Source organism: Gammaproteobacteria bacterium (assembly GCA_014075255.1).
GTDB lineage: Bacteria > Pseudomonadota > Gammaproteobacteria > UBA4575 > UBA4575 > JABDMD01.
The window spans coordinates 2,314,931-2,335,572 of sequence record CP046178.1; the positions used below are offsets into that span (position 1 = coordinate 2,314,931).

At 40.5% G+C, this 20,642-nt stretch carries 20 protein-coding genes; 14 read left to right on the top strand and 6 right to left on the bottom strand.

All coding sequences use genetic code 11. The features are described 5' to 3' along the window. Positions 1-146 precede the first annotated feature (146 nt). Together GKR92_11820 and GKR92_11825 are read right to left on the bottom strand one after the other, a co-directional pair. Positions 147-1,817 (bottom strand): hypothetical protein, encoded by a 1,671-nt coding sequence (locus GKR92_11820; protein ID QMU62345.1) that lies wholly within the window; start codon positions 1,815-1,817, stop codon positions 147-149. 169 nt (positions 1,818-1,986) lie between these two features. Next, the gene (locus tag GKR92_11825) at positions 1,987-2,322 is read right to left on the bottom strand and encodes a hypothetical protein (protein ID QMU62346.1); all 336 of its coding nucleotides are present in this window, start codon (positions 2,320-2,322) and stop codon (positions 1,987-1,989) included. 75 nt (positions 2,323-2,397) lie between these two features. Here GKR92_11825 and GKR92_11830 point away from each other — a divergent pair, with 75 nt between their 5' ends. The 9 genes from GKR92_11830 (at position 2,398) to GKR92_11870 (ending at position 10,521) form a co-directional block, all read left to right on the top strand. Further along, positions 2,398-2,649 carry a hypothetical protein gene (locus tag GKR92_11830; protein ID QMU62347.1) on the top strand — a complete coding sequence of 84 codons (252 nt, stop codon included), beginning with the start codon at positions 2,398-2,400 and terminating at the stop codon, positions 2,647-2,649. A gap of 212 nt (positions 2,650-2,861) precedes the next feature. Next, positions 2,862-4,205, top strand: coding sequence for an FAD-dependent oxidoreductase (locus GKR92_11835; protein ID QMU62348.1), 1,344 nt, complete (start codon positions 2,862-2,864; stop codon positions 4,203-4,205). Positions 4,206-4,364: 159 nt separating this feature from the next. After that, positions 4,365-5,846: a glutamine synthetase gene (locus tag GKR92_11840; protein QMU62349.1), complete on the top strand. Its 1,482-nt coding sequence runs from the start codon at positions 4,365-4,367 to the stop codon at positions 5,844-5,846. A gap of 29 nt (positions 5,847-5,875) precedes the next feature. Further along, complete coding sequence (locus tag GKR92_11845) at positions 5,876-6,811, top strand: glutamine amidotransferase (GenBank protein ID QMU62350.1); 936 nt, start codon at positions 5,876-5,878, stop codon at positions 6,809-6,811. Further along, complete coding sequence (locus tag GKR92_11850) at positions 6,799-7,644, top strand: GXGXG motif-containing protein (protein QMU62351.1); 846 nt, start codon at positions 6,799-6,801, stop codon at positions 7,642-7,644. Before GKR92_11845 ends, GKR92_11850 begins: the two co-directional genes overlap by 13 nt. A 23-nt stretch (positions 7,645-7,667) precedes the next feature. Further along, a complete protein-coding gene (locus GKR92_11855) occupies positions 7,668-9,011 on the top strand; it encodes an FMN-binding glutamate synthase family protein (protein QMU62352.1) in 1,344 nt (447 codons plus the stop codon). A gap of 36 nt (positions 9,012-9,047) precedes the next feature. Continuing rightward, positions 9,048-9,437, top strand: a complete 390-nt coding sequence (locus GKR92_11860) for a hypothetical protein (protein QMU62353.1) — start codon at positions 9,048-9,050, stop codon at positions 9,435-9,437. A 39-nt stretch (positions 9,438-9,476) separates the two neighbouring features. Further along, positions 9,477-10,058, top strand: a complete 582-nt coding sequence (locus GKR92_11865; protein ID QMU62354.1) for a hypothetical protein — start codon at positions 9,477-9,479, stop codon at positions 10,056-10,058. 16 nt (positions 10,059-10,074) lie between these two features. Beyond that, on the top strand, positions 10,075-10,521 hold the full coding sequence (locus GKR92_11870; protein ID QMU62355.1) for a GFA family protein: 447 nt from the start codon (positions 10,075-10,077) through the stop codon (positions 10,519-10,521). A gap of 54 nt (positions 10,522-10,575) precedes the next feature. Here GKR92_11870 and GKR92_11875 read toward each other — a convergent pair whose 3' ends face one another. Continuing rightward, on the bottom strand, positions 10,576-12,684 hold the full coding sequence (locus GKR92_11875; protein QMU62356.1) for a DUF255 domain-containing protein: 2,109 nt from the start codon (positions 12,682-12,684) through the stop codon (positions 10,576-10,578). 632 nt (positions 12,685-13,316) lie between these two features. Between GKR92_11875 and GKR92_11880 the strand changes: the two genes are divergently transcribed. The 4 genes from GKR92_11880 to GKR92_11895 all read left to right on the top strand — a co-directional run bounded on the left by GKR92_11880 (position 13,317) and on the right by GKR92_11895 (position 16,567). Beyond that, positions 13,317-14,717: an ammonium transporter gene (locus tag GKR92_11880; GenBank protein ID QMU62357.1), complete on the top strand. Its 1,401-nt coding sequence runs from the start codon at positions 13,317-13,319 to the stop codon at positions 14,715-14,717. 59 nt (positions 14,718-14,776) lie between these two features. Beyond that, positions 14,777-14,974, top strand: coding sequence for a hypothetical protein (locus GKR92_11885; GenBank protein QMU62358.1), 198 nt, complete (start codon positions 14,777-14,779; stop codon positions 14,972-14,974). 223 nt (positions 14,975-15,197) lie between these two features. Then, positions 15,198-16,265, top strand: a complete 1,068-nt coding sequence (locus GKR92_11890) for an EamA family transporter (GenBank protein QMU62359.1) — start codon at positions 15,198-15,200, stop codon at positions 16,263-16,265. Between the two features lie 2 nt (positions 16,266-16,267). Continuing rightward, positions 16,268-16,567 carry a hypothetical protein gene (locus tag GKR92_11895; GenBank protein ID QMU62360.1) on the top strand — a complete coding sequence of 100 codons (300 nt, stop codon included), beginning with the start codon at positions 16,268-16,270 and terminating at the stop codon, positions 16,565-16,567. A 214-nt stretch (positions 16,568-16,781) separates the two neighbouring features. On the opposite strand, the gene GKR92_11900 is transcribed toward GKR92_11895, so the two are convergent. Further along, positions 16,782-17,597 carry a carbon-nitrogen hydrolase family protein gene (locus GKR92_11900; protein ID QMU62361.1) on the bottom strand — a complete coding sequence of 272 codons (816 nt, stop codon included), beginning with the start codon at positions 17,595-17,597 and terminating at the stop codon, positions 16,782-16,784. A gap of 90 nt (positions 17,598-17,687) precedes the next feature. Here GKR92_11900 and GKR92_11905 point away from each other — a divergent pair, with 90 nt between their 5' ends. Further along, complete coding sequence (locus GKR92_11905; GenBank protein ID QMU62362.1) at positions 17,688-17,888, top strand: hypothetical protein; 201 nt, start codon at positions 17,688-17,690, stop codon at positions 17,886-17,888. Positions 17,889-17,966: 78 nt separating this feature from the next. Here GKR92_11905 and GKR92_11910 read toward each other — a convergent pair whose 3' ends face one another. Both GKR92_11910 and GKR92_11915 read right to left on the bottom strand, forming a co-directional pair. Beyond that, a complete protein-coding gene (locus GKR92_11910; protein ID QMU62363.1) occupies positions 17,967-19,640 on the bottom strand; it encodes a formate--tetrahydrofolate ligase in 1,674 nt (557 codons plus the stop codon). Positions 19,641-19,859: 219 nt separating this feature from the next. Further along, complete coding sequence (locus tag GKR92_11915) at positions 19,860-20,621, bottom strand: TIGR01458 family HAD-type hydrolase (protein ID QMU62364.1); 762 nt, start codon at positions 20,619-20,621, stop codon at positions 19,860-19,862. Positions 20,622-20,642: the final 21 nt, after the last annotated feature.

The window sequence follows — 20,642 nt, forward strand, 5'->3', positions numbered from 1 at the left end:
GCCAGGGATGTAATTGTATCCCGGTAACGCAGGAGCGGCTACCGGGGTTGTAAAAGATTAGCGTTAAGCTGAAAAATGGAAAGATTTCCGGGCTTGTTAAGGCTAATTGTTATTTTGAAAATAATTAGCGTAGCTGCGATTGCCGGCTAGTTATAATCTTCATACAGCGAGATTAGAAAAAGTGTTAAGGGAATAACATCTTTTGGTTTGATATCAATTTTAGCAATATCTTCATCTGGGTTTCTAAATTGTTCGTTACGAGTATTGATCGAAGCGGCTAGATAAAACCCTACTACTGCATGTAGATCGCTGATTTGACCGTTATGCATATAGGGTGCAGAGTGTCCTAAGTCTCGCAAGCTTGGTGTTTTGAAGCTTGCCAAGCTACGTGATAGTGCATCATCTCTTGATTTGCACACTACTTCTCCATTCTTTATGCATATTAAGTTGTAAATACTTTCTTGGGGAAGCGGGTAGTCTGTATTAAAGAAAATATTCCATGTACCTAAATCTGTATAAGCGAGGTGTTCTTGTGATGCGGGCCTTCTAAATATTCCTTTTCGTTTAGGATTCTTCTCGTTGGCTGGTAAGAATACATTTGGATTCTTTTCACGTTGACTGAGTGAAGGGATATTTAATGCGGCAAATTTACCAAATCCATGGATGTTGTCATACTCGATTTGTGAAATGCCAATATTATGTAATCCAAAGTCTGTAAAGTGTGGAGCAGCATGGCATGCAATACAGTTGCCTGTGCCAATATTATCTTCCGGATCTTGATTGAAAAAAGCCTCTAGACCTGCTAGTTCTTCTTCCATAAATTTATAATCCGGATCATGAGTTATAAATTTACCATCTTCAGTGTTTGGGTTTTTTTCTACAAATTTAAGTTTGTTGTTTTTCTTTAATGACTCTATTTCTGTAAGCAATCTCTTGCTATAGACTAAATCCGTTTCGTTTTCATTTGCTTGGGTTGGGAGGTTGTTAATCTTTAAAAACACATCATAAGGAGAAAAAATTTCTTCATCACTTGCAAAGGTTAGATCCTCAGTATAGGCAGCTATTAAATTGACAACGCCAGCATACATTTCATCACATGATGCTTTGTTAATATTTACTCTGTATTGTTCTGGCAGTAAAAATTCTTGATCAACTGGAGTGGTATTACGGGTTACCCCAGAAAACATTTCTGTATAGGAAAGCCCACCAAATTCTTTTGCTAATTCATCTTCACCGTTATCTTCTTTTAAAATTCGGCAAACATGGTTAATGGCGAGTTGTTTTTCACCTGGTATCCAACCAAAATTTCTACCTGCCAATGTGTCGACAATTAGCTGTCTTAAGCTGGAGAATTCTCCGTCTGAATGTAATAGAAAATTATTACGTGCAATCGATGCGTCTACTAAAATAGGAGAGTTTCTAACAACAGTAGTTTGCTTGTCTTCGCGTGCTGGGACCGGGCTGCGTGCTGCAAAATCTGCGTAAGCGCGCATACCGAGTTCTGATTGTTCTATATGTTCATCAACCATATGACAGGTGCGGCAGTTTATGGACTGTCCTGCATAGGGGCTATTGGTAAATGGAATTTGATAAGGCGGTAGCCCAAAAAAGCGTACGGTTTTGCTTAAGACTGGATCGCCTTTCGGCATGGGTTTGTTTGTTGTTCCGCCGTTTTCAAGATACTGATAAAAAAATTGTGCAAATCTTGTTTCTATAAATAGTCGTTCACCGTTTACTATTTCTGGCGGATCCAATTCTTCTGCATGAAGGATTGCAGTCGTTAAACATAGAAGGGTGGTTATGAAGAGGTATTTCATATGTATTCTAAATAATAATGATTATCATTTATATTTAAATATTCTTTTAGGCATAGTGATTATTTTAGATGATAAAACCTGCTGAATAACACTAATTAATATAAGGGATTTGACTGAAAACTTATTTCTTAAAAATTTAGATAAATCCTTTTGCAAATGAGTTTGAAGATTACTTAATGAACCATATACCTAACACTATTAGACATAGCGCAGCCATTTTTTGCAGATTTATTTCGCCATTTGCAAAGATGACAGAAAACACAAAAGACACCAATAACCCTATGGAAATTACGACGGTAATTGCGAAAGGGGAACTTTTATAGGCGTAGAAAGTGGCTACTCCAAATCCGGCACTACCAATAATAATTAACAGAAAATTTATAGGATCTCTAACAAGAGAGAAAGCCGCTTGATAGACTGATTCGGCTTGTCCGGTTCGTAAGCCGAATACTGAAAATAAAGTATAGGATGTAATAGTTGCTAATATTGCAAGAAACCAGTTCATAATTTTTCCTTTCAGACAAATCAAATAGCAGTATGGTATTTGATTTTATATGGATTGAGCACAGAGAACTTAAATATGAATTATCAATGGCATGATTTTTTGGGCAATATTGGTGTTGCCTTAATGGTGGGTATGTATTTGCTTTTGCAAATGGAACGTATTGAATTCTCTAGTTATAAATACTCATTATTCAATGCGCTTGGGGCTTTTCTCGTGGTTGTATCTCTGATGTACGAATTCAATATGTCCGCATTTGTCATTGAAGGCTTTTGGGTTGTGATTAGTCTATATGGACTAATTAGGCAGTGGCGATTGAGAAGAAGCTAATTCTCTGAAGTGCGATGAATTGCAGCTGGCAGCTTTATATCAGCACATTAAGATTCCCAATATTTAGTCTCTTTATTATAAGGAGATTACTCACTATGTGGTACGTCCTAAGTGCAATTGCCGAACTACCCATCGACGGCCATATTTGTTTATTAAATCAAGCCTATAAAGGCTTTTAGATTAATATTTTCTAAGAATTCATACGTATATATATGGGTATTCCCAAGCATTCAAAATACTTAATCATTGGCGCTGGCATACATGGGCTGAGCACTGCCTATCATTTGGCATTGCAGTTAAAAGCAAATGGGCAAGGTAGTGGTAAAGATATACTTGTGGTTGATAAAAGTGGAATAGCCGCAGGTGCCACCGGCATTGCATGTGGTGTTATTCGAAATAATTACTTTCAACCCGCCATGCGTGAATTAATGGCGCACAGTGTAAATGTATGGGATAGCGATCCTGAAACCTATAGTTATCATCCTGTAGGGTATATGCAGATTAGTCCGGAAGTGATGCATGAAAATGTTGCAAGCATTGCAAAACAACAAAAAGAAATTGGTTATGAGTCCGTATTCATAGAGGGAGAAAGCGATAGCATGAAATACATGCAAGGTCTTTTTCACGATTGGCAAGCCAAAGAGATTACCTCCGTATTGCACGAAAAACGTGGCGGTTATGCGAACAATGTTAAATCAATGCAAGGATTAGCTTCTAAGGTAGAAGCGCAAGGCGTTCAGATTATAAGCGACGTCACGGTTACGGGTTTCCAGTATGCAAATGAAAGTGACAGTATTAAAGCAGTAGAAACAAACCAGGGCACTATTGAATGTGATTACGTTGTTATTGGTGCCGGGCCATGGGTGAAAACATTCTGGGACATGTTGGAGCTACCAAAAACGGTAAGTATTAAACAACCAGATGGGAAAATAGTGAATGATGTTCCCATGTGGATTTATTGGTCATTACAAGAGGGTACTTTGGGTGTCGACCCTGATATTCAAAAAACCAACGATGGTGGATTCCCACCCGTTGTGCACGTGGATTCAGTAGCGCCCCTTTATTCAGATAAAACAGGTGATTTAATTACCAATAAGATGTGGGGAATTTATTACAAACCTGATTTTAATTTTGGCGGCATACAAGGTGGTGCGGCTCCATTTAGAGTCAATGAAGATCCTAATAAAGTTGACATTGATCCCTACGGTTCTGAGTCACCGCATTACATTGTGGATGATGATTTTGTAGAGATGTGGGTATCGGCACTTGCGCATTGTCAAAAACGCTTCGAAGGAACATTACCACAGTATAAGCGTGAACCCTCCGGCGGCTTAGGATGTTTTACCCCCGATAGTTTTCCAGTGTTTGATGTATTCAAAGACAATTGTTACATCATTGCTGATTCAAATCATGGTTATAAGATGTTGGGTATTGGCCAATTGGTTGCAGAAGAAATATGCGGAACTACATCTTCATTGTTGGAGCCATTCCGCTTTGCTCGTTATGCGCAAGGAAAATTACATCCGGTATCCAATAGCCCATATCCGTGGAGTTGATATAAGAGGGATAAGTGAGTTTGTTTTGTTGGCAATATAATTTAGTACAACACAGTTATGAGTGTAAGTATGGAAAGTTAGTATAAATAAGGATCTTAGCTTAATCGTTCTTATTAAAAGTAAGGGCGGAATAATTAAAAAAGTAGTGAGGAGTCCAAAATGACACAAGATAGTACAGACCTAGAACAACATGTGAATGCACCCGGGCGAGATGATCTGGTTAAACAGGTTAGAGAAAAAATAAATGAAACCGGAGTCGACTATATTTATTACCAGTTTATATCGGTCTCGGGCCGAATTATGGGTAAAGGTATTCCTTCGGCACACTGGGAGCGTCTTGCTAAAACAGGATTTCAACTGGTTTATGGATCGACGGCCAACCTTTTTGTCGATCGTCACGGACAATATATTGGCTACGGGCCTGAGTCATCGGAACTTGTGGGTATTCCTGATCCGGAAACCTTTATGCAATTACCCTGGGACAAACGCGTCGGTCGTGTGTACTGCACCCTGTTTCGTAACCGCGAAGAACGCGAGAATCCAGGTGGCGCACTGTCTTCGGATTGCCGCGGTAACTTACGTCGTATTCATCAGGAATTTGAAGACAAACATGGCCTGAATATGCGTTGCGGAACTGAGCCGGAAATGATGTGGCTCAAACGTGGAGCTGACGGTAAACCAGACGGTGGTGTCACCAAACCATTCTGTTATCACATCGACCAGTTTGAAGAATTGCGTCCCACGTTTATGAAGGTGATTGAGTACGCTCAACAAATGGGTCTTGATATTATTCAGGGAGACCACGAAGACGCACCCGGTCAGCTTGAATTGAACACACAATACGATCTCGTATTACGTAACGCAGATCGTCTAACTACTTATCGTCAAATCTGTGCACAAGTCGCACGTGAAGACAATTTAATTGCGTGCTTTATGCCGAAGCCATTTATGGGCGTTGCCGCATCGGGTTGTCACCACAATATGTCGCTATGGCGCGGAGGTGAAGATGTTGTGAATAATCTTGGTTTTGATTCCTTAGCTGGTATGGAAGGTTCATTTACTTACCGCGAGGGTGGTGAAAACACCTTCATGCCTGATCCATCCATTGATGAGCGTGCGCCAGGTCCTATTGGCTTGCACTCCATTGGTGGTGTGATCAAACACCTGGGTGCCTTAACCTCAATCGGTTCGCCTTCAGTTAACTCGTATCGTCGTTTATGGGATACCGGTTTTTGGGCGCCCATTTTTGCAGATTGGGGATATCAAAATAGAACTTGTGCGTTGCGTGTTTCAGCACCAGGTCGTTTTGAATATCGCTCAGTAGATTCGATGGTGAATCCATACTTAATGGGCTCTGCATTGTTGAAAGCCATGGACGATGGTATCGACAACAAACTGGATCCAGGCGAAGCCGAGGAACGCAACATCTATGAAGCGATCGAAGCGGGCAAGAAAGTTAAAAAATTACCCATGTCGCTCGGTGATGCTTTGGTAGAACTGGAGAAAGACGAAGTCATTAAATCCGCTCTGCCAGATGAAATGTATAGAGTTTATGAGCATTACAAACGGGATGAATGGGAACGATTTAATCATACCGTTACTGAGTGGGATCTTGAAACTTATCTGGATGTCTTGCCGTAACTTTGGCTGTAATTTTGGAGAAATAAATAATGTGTGGAATAGCAGGACTTATCTGGAAAGGTAAGAGTTCGAATATTGGTTCAGAGATGACTTCAATGCTGCAAGCATTGAAGCATCGTGGACCAGACTCTACCGGTTATGCGTTGTATGGAAACGCTGATAAAAAACAATATGTAATGCGCTTCATCACCGCAGAACAAGAAGCCATGAAATCAGGTTTTGATATTCAAGCTGAAGTGGAAGCGCGTGAAGAAGCAGTAGAAGCACGCCTTAAAGAGTCGGGTGTGAAAATTAACGAGCAACACGCTGCAACAGATTATTCCCACCGTTATACATTCAGTTTTGATGGAGATTTGCGTCGCTTGATTGACTACATTGAAGATATTGATGGCGTAGAAGTGCTGTCTGTTGGAAATGCTCTGGAATTAATTAAAGATCTCGGTGATGCTGAAACGGTTTCTGATCAATATAAATTAGATGGTTTTCAAGGTACGCATAGTATTGGTCATACGCGTATGGCGACTGAATCCGATGTCGACATACGTTCTGCACATCCTTACTGGGCCTATCCGTTTTCGGATGTGTCGGTTGTGCACAATGGTCAGCTTACTAATTACTGGACCAACCGACGTGCTTTAGAACGAGACGGTCACCGCTTTATGTCTAACTGTGATTCTGAATTGATTGCAGTATATCTTGCTAATCGTATCGACAAAGGTGATGACTTGGAAACCGCAATGAATAATTCGGTGGAATATTTAGATGGTGTGTTTTCTTATTTAGTTGCTACCAGTGACCAATTAGGTATGGCAAAAGATGTAATGGCTGCCAAGCCAATGGTGATTTATGAAAGCGATGAGTTTGTGGGTTTAGCCTCAGAAGAAATTGCAATTCGCAGTATCTTCCCGCGCGAAATTGACACATTCGATCCTTATGAAGGGGAGGTACGAGTATGGCAAGCGTAGCCAAAAATCAAAAATCTGAAGACATGGGGATGCATGCCGAGCAATTGGCGGGTCGGACACAACAGATGTATTTCTCTGCTTCTGAAGAAGAGAACTTCACATATGCATATGCACACGATGTAGATTTTGACAAAACTGCAGAGTTTGATTGCGAGAAAATGAGTAATGTGGAAGTAAATATCAAAATACGTGAGTTGATGAAGCAAGGGCATGGAACGATCACTGTAAAAAATCCTATGGGCAAGCATTCCTTGGGTGTAGGAATCTTGAATCGACTCAATCTTAATTTTGAAGGCAGTTTAGGTTACTTTGCAGTAGGCCTAATTGATGGTCCCAACATACATATTAATGGTCGTGTGGGTTGGTCATGCGGTGAAAACATGATGGCCGGAACGGCGTTGATTGAAAAAAATGCTGGTTCAACTTTTGGGGCCGCTATTCGTGGCGGTGATTTAGTTTGCAAAGGCAGCGTTGGTTCTCGTACCGGCATCGACCAAAAAGGCGGCACCATTATTGTGGGTGGAGATACCGGTGCTTTTACAGGTTTCATGATGCAACGTGGTCGTATGATCTTATTAGGTAATGCAAGTAGCAACCTCGGCGATTCAATGTATGACGGCACTATTTATATTGCTGGTAAAGTTAAAAGTTTAGGTGTCGATGCGGTAGAAGGCGAAATGACGGATCTTGATGTTCGTTATCTGCAAAGCAAACTTGATTTGTATGGAATGGAAGCACCGAATGGTGTTGAAAACATCACTAAGATAGTTTCTGGAAAACAGTTGTGGAATTACGACAACTTAGAACCCACTGAGAAGAAACTGGTGCTCTAATAACAGAAGTTGAGGATAAAATTATGTCTGTAAAAGACGACGCAAAAAAATATCATTTAGGTAGCAGTTATGTATTCCCGCCGGAGGTCATGAATGACATTCATGTAAAGGCTGAGTTAGGTCGATACCGCATGCGTGGATTTTCTTTATTCAAGAAAATTCCGAGTTGGGATGATTTAACATTTATGCCGGGCACATTAACTCGATTTGTGATCGAAGGATACCGTGAAAAATGTGAGACCAAAACCGTAATTGGTCCAATGGCCAAACGCCCGCTTGTTTTGGATATTCCTGTGTATATCACTGGTATGAGTTTTGGTGCTTTAAGTTATGAAGCAAAAACAGCGTTAGCACGGGGTGCAACCATGGCGGGTACGGCAACCTGTTCAGGAGAGGGTGGCATGATTCCTGACGAGCGCCGCTATTCTTCAAAATGGTTTTACCAAGTGATTCAATCACGCTACGGGTTTAATCCAAATCATTTGCGTCTTACTGATGCGGTAGAATTTTTTATAGGACAAGGTTGTAAAGTCGGTTTAGGCGGGCATTTGATGGGTCAAAAAGTGACGGATCAAGTTGCTGAAATGCGTTCTTTGCCAGCAGGTATTGATCAGCGTTCTCCTGCGCGTCATCCGGATTGGCTAGGTCCGGATGATCTTTCGTTAAAGATCCAAGAAATTCGTGAGGCTACTGATTGGCAAATACCCATTCAGTTAAAGCTGGGTGCAGCACGTGTGTATGACGATGTGCGTATGGCTGCGAAAACAGGTCCGGATTCTATTTTTATTGATGGTATGGAAGGCGGAACTGGAGCGGGTCCTCACCTGGCAACGGAAGATACCGGTGTTCCAGGTATTGCTGCGATTCGCCAAGCACGACGTGCCATTCAAGATGTGGGTATGGAAGGAAAAATTTCCTTGGTATACGCAGGTGGAATTCGTAATGGTGCCGATGTGGCAAAAGCGATAGCTTTAGGTGCAGATGCTTGCGCCATTGGGCATTCTGCGTTAATGGCATTGAACTGCAATAAAGATATTCCGGAAGCCAATTTTGAAGAAGAAATGGGTGTAGAAGCGGGTCATTGTTATCACTGCCATACCGGGCGATGTCCAGTAGGCGTTACCACGCAAGATCCAGAATTACGTAAACGCTTAAATCCAGATGAAGCTGCGATTCGTGTGTATAACTTTTTGCACACCCTCACCATTGAAGCGCAATTATTCGCAAGAGCTTGTGGAAAGACCAATATCCACTCGCTTGAGCCAGAAGATTTAGCGGCTTTAACGATGGAAGCTTCTGCAATGGCGCAAGTACCACTGGCGGGTTCACAGTATACTGTGGGTCGTCCTGATTTAACGCGTTTCTAAAATGATTTCACTATATAAAAGTATTTGGAGAAGATCATGAGTGATAAAGATATAGACCATTTTATAAAATCCGACGGGCTTGATGAAGAGCGAGAAAAAATGATTGGCCAACATATTGGCTATCGTTATGATGTAAATTTAGTGCCTGACTTAAAATATTTAACACCGTTTCTTAAAAAATATATTGAATTAATGGGTTGGTCTGATCTGAATTGGCTTGAAGATGTGCATATGGGTTATGAAGAAAACCGTGCTGCAGTATTTGATCGCAATATTAACGGTTGGGTTACTGTGCCTGAGGATTTAGAAATGTCTGATAACCAACAAGAGCGAGACATGGTTGCACGTGAGTTACTTGTTAAATTTCAAATGTCAAAAAATCACCCTATGGTAGATTTGCGCAAAGCTTATGAGAAATTTGACTAACCTCATGTTCAAATCTGGCTTAGATAAAATAACAATAAGGTGACAGAGGAAACTGCAGGACAACTACTGCGCGCTCACTTCCTAGGTTGGCAATGCAGAGTTCGCCAGCATGCAGTTCGCATGGAAGAAGGTAGACCTTCAGAAGGAATGCAGCCTTCAGCAGTAATAAATAATGAAGTAATTGGTAATCTTACCGTTTTAATTAATAAAAAAGAATTGGCTGAACTGGTTGCCGAGTTTCGCTATATGTATAAAAAAAATGATGATCCTGCTTTACGTCGCAAAGATTTATTAAAAGTTTTAGTCGCGGGGTATTTTCAGCAACTAGAAGAATTTTCAGATTGTTTGACTGCTTTGTTTTCACCAAACTCTGAGATCACCAATAAACTTATAGCGGCAAGTAATCTATCGTTATATTTTAATCAACAAAATCAGAAATATATCATTCCATGTTCTGTGCAAGAACTGAATTCTGAAAATCTTGAGTACCAAGCCACTTTTTGGCACAACTCAATATTTAACGCTAAGCTTCCAGCAGATGTTCGCATCCTGTCTTTTGTGCCAGATTGGTCCTCAGCACAAGCAGATCCTTTGCCAAATCAGCTCGCGGTAGCCATGTAGTTTCCCACATAATTCTGTGAGTAATTCTAGTAATCAAGCTTATAGAGTTCATACAGGTAATTGCCTCTGTGGAGCCGTTCGCTACAAAGTTACAGGACCTTTGCGCGATGTTGTGAATTGTCACTGTAGTTTGTGTCGCAAGTTTCACGGACATTATGGTGCTTACACAGCAGCACCTCGCGAAAACGTATTCATTAAAAATGAAAATAATCTTCTCGCCTGGTATCGAGGAATGAATAATCATGCGCGCAGAGGATTTTGTGTGGTTTGCGGATCAAGCTTATTCTGGGATTTGGAAGATGCAGCTACATTAAGTATTGCAGTAGGCACACTCGATCAACCTACTGGCCTACATACAACAACTCATATTTATACGGTAGACAAAGGAGACTATTATAATTTGTCTGAGGGTCTCCAAGAACTTCCTAAAGGATTAGGGGCATCTAAGTATTCAGTTAGCTAGTTCAGCTGATAATTGTCAAATAGAGCTGTAGCATTTGCATAGATTAATTGAAGATTATTCGTCTACAGATCTTATAGTGGAGATCTGTTGAGAAAAAATTTGTGGATCAGATGTAGGGAGTTTGCAAGTCCCTTGTTCGCAAACGTATGCCGTCGTTTCTCCTTGCATGGCAATTTTCCCTTTAACTAAAGGAATGCTATTAGCAACATTACTTTGTTCGCTACCTTCAGATAGCACAATTAATACTTTATTGGGCAAATAGTTTTCTCTATATTTTTTAATAAAATGTTCTGCATCTTGTTTTTTATCTTGTGGAGTGACAATAACAATTTCTTTGGGATTGTCTAAGTAATAATCAACAGCTAGAATCATTTCAGAAAGAGCAGTCGGATTCTCGGTTAGAATTTGATTGGCTGATTTAAAGGCTTTGTCTGCTCGCATGCGATATGAATCGTTCGAGGTAAATTCATATAAACGTAATAGATTAAGTGCAGCAACTGAATTGCCTGAAGGTTCTGCCCCATCAAAATACGGTTTTTCTCTAACCAGGAGGCTTTCATGGTCATCACTGGTCATAAAGAAGCCTCCATTCGTATCATCTTCATAATGATTGGAGAGTGTGTTATCGAGATCTATCGCAAAATTAAGCCATTTAATATCGTGAGTGGCCTCATAAAGATCTAAAGTTGCTGCGGTGTAAAATGCATAATCGTCAAGATAAGCATTGTGTTTGTGCGCGCCATCTTTATAGCTTCGAAATAATCTGCCTGCTTCGATTAAATGCGTTTTAATAAATGTAGCAGCCATTGCAGCGCGTTGAATATATTTTTGTTCACCAAGAATTAATCCAGCGCGCGCATAAGCAGAAATCATTAGCCCATTCCAAGCAGTTAATATTTTTTCATCTCGAATTGGGCGGGGTCTTTTTTCTCGTTCTTTATAAAGTTTTTCTTTGGCGTCGGTAATAATAGTTTCTAGTTTTTTAATAGATATATTGAGTTCTTTTGCAATAACTGCTTTATCCTTAGGTGTGTGCAGAATATTGCGACCCTCAAAGTTTCCATTATTGGTTGTTGCAAAATAGCTCTTTACAATGATTGATGTTTCTTTATCTAGTGCTTGATCTAATTCATTTTCGGACCAAGTAAAAAAATAGCCTTCTTCACGACGGTGATTATCGACAAGGCTATCTGCATCTGTAGCGGAGTAAAAAGCGCCGTTGGGTGACGACATGTCTCGTTCAATATAGCGGAGGATCTCTTTGGTAATTTGAAGAAAACTTTCATTACCAGTAAGCTGATAGGCCTCAAGGTATGCCATGGATAGTAGCGCGTTGTCATAAAGCATTTTTTCAAAATGCGGCACTAGCCATTCTTTGTCAGTACTGTATCGATGAAAACCTCCTCCTACATGATCGTAAATTCCACCCGCAGCCATCTTCTTTAACGTTAAGGTTGCCATTTCTAATGCTTGAGTATTTTTTGAATGTCTTTGGTAGCGCAGCAGAAAGCGAGTAGATAGATCACTCGGAAATTTTGGAGCTCGTGACAATCCTCCGTGTAATGGATCAAACCCTGATTGATAATATGAAAACGTATCGTGGAGAATTTTAATCGTGGGTAACTGCTTACTGCTTGTGGCCGGACTAAGGGAGCTGGAAATTATTTTTGTTAATTGCTGGCTTTGTTCGGCGACCTGATCGGGTTGTGTGTCATAAATATTTTTGAGTTTTTTGATTACGGTTAAAAATCCAACGTGTGCGCCACGATCACCATCACGCGCAGGAAAATAAGTGCCACCATAAAATGGTTTTCGATCCGGTGTGAGCCAAGTTGTCATCGGCCAGCCTCCGCGGCCGGTCATGGTTTGTACGGCAGCCATGTAGATGCTGTCTATATCTGGCCGCTCTTCACGATCAACTTTGATCGCAATATAATTTTCATTCAAAAACTTTGCTATTTCTTCGTCTTCGAATGACTCTTCTTCCATCACGTGGCACCAATGACACGTGGAGTAACCAATACTTAAAAGTATCGGGCGCTTTAATCTCTTAGCAGTTTCAAAAGCTTCATCACCCCATGGGTACCAATTTACAGGGTTATGTGCATGTTGAAGAAGGTATGGACTAGATTCCAGAAACAATCGGTTAGTGTATTTTGCCACGCCACTATTAAGTAAATGCTTAGTGCGAGGCTGGTAGGCACTGCCGCGTTGTTGTTTTTTTTGTTTAGTTCTAGTTGAAGTTCTTTAGAATAAGGATGTGTGCCTGGCGGAAATTCAAAATTATTTTCATTAGTTGGTAGTTTATTGTTATTTTCTTCTGCGAAACATACTGTGCATTGCAATAATGTAATCGCTACTAGAGCAGTAATATGGTTTAAATTCATCGAGATCTTTTTAGTGCTGTGTTGTGTTGAAGTATTAAGTAATTTGAGAAAATCATTCTTTTAGTTAGCAGCAGTTATAGCGGTAAAGTAAATTGATGCACATAATTTAATCTGCATCTTTTCGGAATTTAAAGATACGTTGACGCTTCGTTAGTGGTTAAATTTTAGTCTATTCGAGAATAATTTAACGCCCATATAATTGCTATTGTTTATAAGTACCTATTTGTAGTTAGAATTTACTACCACTCTGTACTAATACCCTCTAAGTATTTTGTCTTAGCGATGAGCGGCGTAGAGTGATACGTGTATTTTTAGTGGAAAATAACTTTATAGTCCTTGAAAATAGGCTATAGGGAGGCGTACGTTCAGATTGCCGTTCGTCAAGAATAATAATAAGAGAAACTAACTATGACTGATTCACTGAGTTCACTCACTACTATATTCACTGAGTTCTATTACTGGGTAACGGTTGTGCTGATGTTTTTGATCCATGTTGGTTTTTGTATGTATGAGGTGGCGATTTCAAGACGCAAAAATCATCTACATACATTGATGAAGAATGTAATGGTCATTCCTATTGTTACCATCTCTTTTTTCTTATTTGGTTGGTGGATTTATTTTGCGTTTATTTATGGTCCAGGAATTATGGGAGGGTTGCAGTCCGCTGCACACGCTTTGCCATGGAGTGAACTTATGGGTGCGCACCTTGGGGGTGCACCAGTTCAAGATACTCTGACTGCAGGTGACACCGCTTATTGGTCACGAATAAATGGCGTATTCTGGGCTGCGTTTTTACTGTTCTCTTGGACTGCCGCGTCGATTGTTTCTGGTTCAGTCATTGAGCGTATTCAATCGGGTGCGTTTTGGATATTAGCGGTATTAATCGGTTCGGTATTTTGGGTGGTAGATGCAGCTTGGGGATGGCATTGGGATGGTTGGATGGTGCATATGCTTGGATATCACGATGCCTACGCATCTGGCGTTATTCATGCAGTAGCCGGTGGTTTTGCTTTAGGTGTTTTGTGTGTTTTAGGTGCCCGAATTGGAAAGTTTCGCAAAGACGGTACCCCAAGAAACATACCTCCTCAACATCCTTGGTTAGTGTGTGTTGGGATCTTTCTAATCTTTACAGGTTTCTGGGGATTTTACGCTGCATGCAATATTCCAATCATCGATTTCTTTGGTGGCGACATGCTTGACGTGGAAGGCAAGAGTTACTTCACTGCAACTAATATTTACTTAGGACCGACTACACTTTCTGCTGTCACATTAAATTATTTGTTGGCGATTTCTGGTGGCTTTTTAACAGGCTATATTCTTTCCAAGGGTGATCCGTTCTGGGCATTCTCTTGTGGTCTTGCAGGTGTTATTGCCTCATCAGCAGGTAATGACTTGTATCATCCGTTACAAGCCATGATTGTTTCTATTTTGGGCTCTATCGTTGCCTTTAAAATGCATTATTGGGTAGAGAGACGTTTTAAAATTGACGATGCGGTAGGTGCCTGTGCGGTACATGGTTATGCAGGGTTCTTTGGTGTCGTTATTGCCGGCTTTATTTTATGGGGCTATCCGTCTTCACCGTTTGAAGGTTATGCGGTAATCACACCATGGGGGCAGTTGGCCGGTGCGGTGATTATGTTTTTTGTGTTGGGGTTCTTGCCAGGGTTTATTGTGGCAAAAATACTAAATAGTTTTGGGATTCTGCGTATACCAAGAGAAGTTGAATTAGCGGGTTTGGATATCTCTGCAGAAATGCTTAGTGACCAAGAGTTTTCAGATTTAGAAAAAGCTTTACGTGATGAATCCTAGTACATCTAAAGAACTAGCGTTTAAAAATACATAAGAATTTTTATAAGGAGGCAAAAGCTATGTCAACCGGTGTTGAAAGTTTTGCAAAAATTGATGAGTTAGGTGCTGTGTACCCTATGGTAGGTAGTGAGTGGTTATTGGTAATCATTACCGTGGTATTTTTTGTAGGGTGTTTTATTTGGCGAATTAAAACTGAAAAACATGAACATCAAGAGGCAATTAAATGCGCGCGCGAACAAACACAAAATAAATCGTAGTAATTTTAAAGATGCTTTGTTTGTATACTAAAATAATAATTATAATGACTCCTCCAAACTTAAGTCCCGTTTATAGCGGGACTATTCTTTAAGATGAAAATTTGTAATTCACAGCGAGATTAAAATAACAACTGAATTTAAGTAACACATGTTTGAAATGTCTAGATAGTTAGTTCAGGTTCATTTATGAGTCGATTAATTTGCAAAAGATAGAGGAACAAAAATGAAAACGTTAGAAGAAGCTAGGCTCGAGTACCGATCGCATAGTATTCACTGGGGCTTTAAATGGACTCTGTTCTGTGCTTGTTTTTGGGGGCTCTGGTATGTGCCAGGAAGCGCGATTTGGTTTGAAGCACCCTACTTTAGCATGGCATTTGAAGAGCCAGGTGAGCTACTTGTTGCTGCTGCAATCATTACCACGCTTAACGCAATTACGGTTCTAATTTCTCTATTTGTGTGGAATATCGTGCAGCATAAGATGGGTGAATACCGTCGCACGTTCCGCCAGATGAGAAAATTATCAAAGTGGTTTTTTCTCGCCGCAATATTTGGCGGGCCCTGTGCAATATTTGGTTCCTTTATGGCCATCGCCTTTGTAGGTGGTGTGTTTGCGGCCGTGGCAGCACTTTTGTATCCGATAGTCGGCGCGACCTTAGCAAAACTTTGGTACAAGGAAAAAATCACGACAAGAGCTGCATTAGGCATCTTCGTTATGGTGATTGGTGGGGTAACGGTATTCGCGCCCGGAATCATTGAGGAGATTACAGGTGCAAGTGGAGGCAGTTCAGTCTGGCTAGGCTATTTGGGCGGCGCAATGGCAGCCATCGGCTGGGGGATTGAAGGGGCTGTTGCGGGTCGCGCACTCGATGTTACCGATCCCGATGTAGGAATTTCCATTCGTTTTACAGCAGAAGTTCTATACTGGTGCGTACTTATTCTGCCTGGAATCATTATTTTTACCGATTACCCAGTATTACAAATAATTAAGGACACAATGAATTTTTGGGGAATTGTCTGGCTAATGTTAGCGGGTTTTACTTTTGGTTATAGTTATGTGTGCTGGTATAAATCCTTTCCACTGATTGGTGTGGGTCGCGGGCAAGCAGTTGCTTCTTTATACGGGGTATTCGCAGTGGTCTTTCTCGCTATTTTTACACTGGATTTACCTGAATGGAATTTTGTTTTGGGCTTGGTACTAGCCGTTGGAGGTGGGTTTATTATGTTTACTGAAGATAATAGCAAGATTGAAGTTATCCGAGATATCGGTGATTCACAGTCGGAGGGGGGATAACCATGGCACCAACTATACACATGAAAGGTTATATCCTGCTGCAACTTAACGATGCACCAAATGGCTTGTGGGACTACGAAATTGCTAATAAGGTGTTGAAAGATTACGACGTAGATATGAATACTGTTTTCTGGAAAGGTGAAGTGCGGGCTACGTTAACCGATATGTTTTCGGGCGCTCTAATAGAAGAGTTGGATGACAAATTGGATGATGGTGAACATTTTGGACCTGAGCGGGTTCTGTGCAAATTTGGTTTGACGTCCTTTGGCCGTGAACGCATGCAAGAAACAGGAATTTTATAAAATAATTTTAATTCACAACCGTTAAATATTACATGAGGTAAGTACAATGTCAGACTTTTGGGCATATCCTGGTGCAGACATTCTGGCTATCATTTTGATGGTAGTGCTATGTGTAGCCGCGCTTATTCTGGCGCGTTTCTGGACCAGAAAGTTGTAAAATTATTTATGCTATTTTAATCCGTTAAGTTTAACGCTTTGAAATAAGTTTAAAGAATTAAATTTTTCGATCATGTAGAAGTGCAGGGATTTTTTGACGAGCCTGCTGAACAAGTTGTGTATCAACTTCTGCGATAATGTAACCGGGTTGTTCTCCAGCATCGGCTAAAGCTGTTCCCCAAGGATCTACAATTAAAGAATGCCCAAAGGTTGTTCTTCCTCCCGGGTGTTCGCCACACTGACAAGGTGCAAATACATAACAACCGGTTTCAATTGCTCTTGCGCGAATTAATGTATGCCAATGAGCTATTCCTGTTGTTTGGGTAAAGGCGGCTGGTATGGTTAAAAAATTTGCCCCGTTTTGAGCAAGTTGTCTGTACAGATATGCAAAACGCAAGTCATAACAAATTGACATTCCTAGCGAGCCCCAGGGCGTAGTAGCCAGCACTGACTTGTCACCAGCTTCCACGGTTGCTGATTCTAAGTAGGATTCCCTACCACTAAGATCTACGTCAAACAAATGAAGTTTATTGTATTTTGCTGCAATATTACCCAGATTATTTATTAAGTAAGAGCGGTTATTAACCTTTTTGTTATCAAGTTTGATTGGCAGTGAGCCTAATAATAACCACACGTTTAATTTTTCAGCGAGCTCGCAAAAATGAGAAAGCGCAGGGTGTTCTTCTTCAAAGTAAGAATGTGCGAGCATTCGCTCATCGTCATTATCTACATAACAAAAATATTCAGGCAAACAAATTAGTTCAGCACCTTCTAAGTGTGCGCTCATTACTAGCTGGGTAATGTCGTTAATATTCTGGCTGATATCTGCACCAGAACTATTTTGTATGCAGGAGACCTTAAAAGTGTATTTCATTATTAAAAATATTCAAAGCGTATTTGTAAAAGCATATTAGATCGAGTATATCTTCTATATAATATATAGATACTTTATCGAAGGTGCATCATGTCAGGTCAAAAACATCACGTAAACGTGCCTAATAAATCTAAATCAAAGAAGTTTTCAGATTCTGAAATATATCTTATGGTGATGCTGCACACTTATCAGCATAAAAGCTGCAGTGAAATTGCCAAGAAATTTGGCGTAACGCAAGGTGAGGTATATGAAATTATTTCACGTAGAATAAATTCAGGGTGCTGTGGATAAGAAAGATTGAGGTGTAGATGCGTGCTCTAAAATGCCGAGAAAAAATCTCTATATAATTTTAACCTTATGTAAGGAATGTTAAAACAAGCCTACAATTTCGTTGTTCTCGTCTACGTCAATATTATTTGCAGCAGGCACTTTTGGTAAGCCGGGCATGGTCATAATATGTCCGCAGATAACCACTAAAAATTCTGCACCTGCAGACAAATACACATCTTTTACGGGTACTACATGCCCAGAAGGCGCGCCTCGTAAATCTGGATCGGTTGAAAAAGAATATTGTGTTTTTGCCATACACACCGGGTAATGCCCATATCCACCGTCTTGGTATTTTTTTATTTTATTTCGAATTTTGGTTTCAGCTATCACATCACTTGCGCCATAAATCTTAGTGGCCACTTTGGTAATTTTCGTCCATAGCGTGTCATTTTCTTCATAGGCAAAATGAAGATCAGGAGGGGTGTGTGCAATTTCATCTACCACTACCTTGGCTAATTCTTCTGCTCCAGCGCCTCCATGCGCCCAATGATTGCATTCAATCATTTTCACCCCATGATGAGCCATCTTATCTTGGAGGAGTGAAATTTCAGCATCGCTATCTGAGGTGAAACGATTGATTGCAACAATACACGGTAAGCCAAAATGACTACGAAGATTATTAACGTGGCGTTCTAGATTAGGGATGCCTTTTTCCAATGCGGAAAGATTTTCATCTTCTATATTTTTTAATTCGGCATGCCCATGAAACTTCAGCGCACGAATAGTTGCAACCACCACCACAATGGATGGCTGTAGACCAGCCTTTCTGCATTTGATATTGAGGAACTTTTCCGCGCCTAAGTCGGCACCGAAGCCTGCTTCGGTGACTACATAGTCGGCGAGTTTAAGTGCAGTCTTAGTTGCAATTACGGAATTACAACCATGTGCAATATTGCCAAAAGGGCCGCCGTGTATAAATACAGGATTATTTTCTAAAGTTTGTACTACGTTGGGTTTAATTGCATCTTTTAATAAGGCTGTCATCGAGCCTTGTGCGTTAATATCTCGAGCGTGAATAGCGTCACCATTAGGTTTGTACCCACAAATGATATTGCCTAGACGGGTGCGTAGATCTTGAACGGACGTTGCTAAGCATAAGATTGCCATAATTTCAGATGCTGTAACAATATCAAATCCGGTTTCGCGCGGGTGCCCATTTGCAATGCCACCTGTACCGATAACAATTTTACGTAGTGCACGATCATTTAAGTCAACGACACGTTTCCAAGTAATGCGTCTATCATCAAACCCTTGCTCATTTCCTTGTTGGAGATGGTTATCAATCAGCGCGGCAAGTAAATTATGTGCCAAGCTTATAGCATGAAAATCGCCGGTAAAATGTAGGTTGATATCCTCCATAGGCACCACTTGCGAGTAACCACCCCCTGCAGCTCCACCTTTCATGCCAAAGCATGGACCTAAAGAAGGTTCACGAATACACATGAGTGCTCTTTTCCCAATACGGTTTAATGCATCACCCAGACCTATGGTCGTTGTGGTTTTTCCTTCACCAGGAGGGGTGGGGCTAATTGCCGTAACAAGAATCAATTTCCCATCATCTTTGTCATTTAACGAGTTTATATAATCGAGTGAAAGTTTTGCTTTGTAATGGCCATACGGTTCTAGATGTTCGTTATCAATATTAAGCTTTTCATGTGCAAGCCCTACGATATTTTGCATGCTCGCTTTTCTTGCAATATCGATGTCACTCATAATTCAATTTCTCTCTGTTTAATTTCTGAAGCGTTGATTGGAGTTTAAAAGACGTAAAATGATATTTTTCCTAGCCTACTGACTTGGTGTGTTAACAATTACGAGATTCCATGTATAAGGTTTAACTGTAGAGTGGACAAGGTCAATGGCTCGTAATACATACTACCTACTGAGTAATGACTCATTAGTTCTTCTTATTTTGCAGGCATTCATTTTTGTTTAGTGTTCATTAAGTATCAGATCAACCGCTACACTAATATTAGATGCAATACGTGCAGACGAATTTTGTATTAATTGGTCGTCACTGATACGGTACTTTCCAGTTTGTACCAATATGGATTGTAAACCAGCAGATAACGCGCCATTCACATCTGCTTCTACATCATCACCTACCATTACGACTTCCTTAGGTGAGCAGTTAAAATCTTTAATAGCTTGAAGAAAAAATTCTTTCGCGGGTTTGCCAAGAACTATTGCATTAATTCCACTAGCCATTTCTAATGCATGAACAAATGCGCCAGCGTCTAAACTAAATCCATCCGCTTCTTTAAAATATCGATTTTTACCCATTGCTATTAAAGGCTTTCCTGTGAGCAATATGCGGAATGCACTATTAAGAGATTCATAGGTAAAGCTCGATCCAGCATCACCAAGCAAAACCGAATCAAAATCTTGTGCTGGAATCTCAGAAAAATCAGGGAGAAGGTTGGGGTGAATTAATAGATAAGGGTTGAGCTTGTTATCTTTTATGTAATTCTTTGCGGCTATAGGTGCAGTAAAAAGTTGATCTTTAGGTATAGCTAAATTCATGGATGAAAGTTTAGCTGAGATCGCACTGCGCGTGCTTCGTGTGGTGTTAGTAATAAATCGAATCGGAATATGATTCGCATGTAATTTCTGGATTGCTCTTAATGCGCCTTTTATCAGATGATCTCCGATATAGACGACTCCGCTTAGGTCAAGTAGTACTCCTTTAATCATGACAAGAATACCTTATACAAT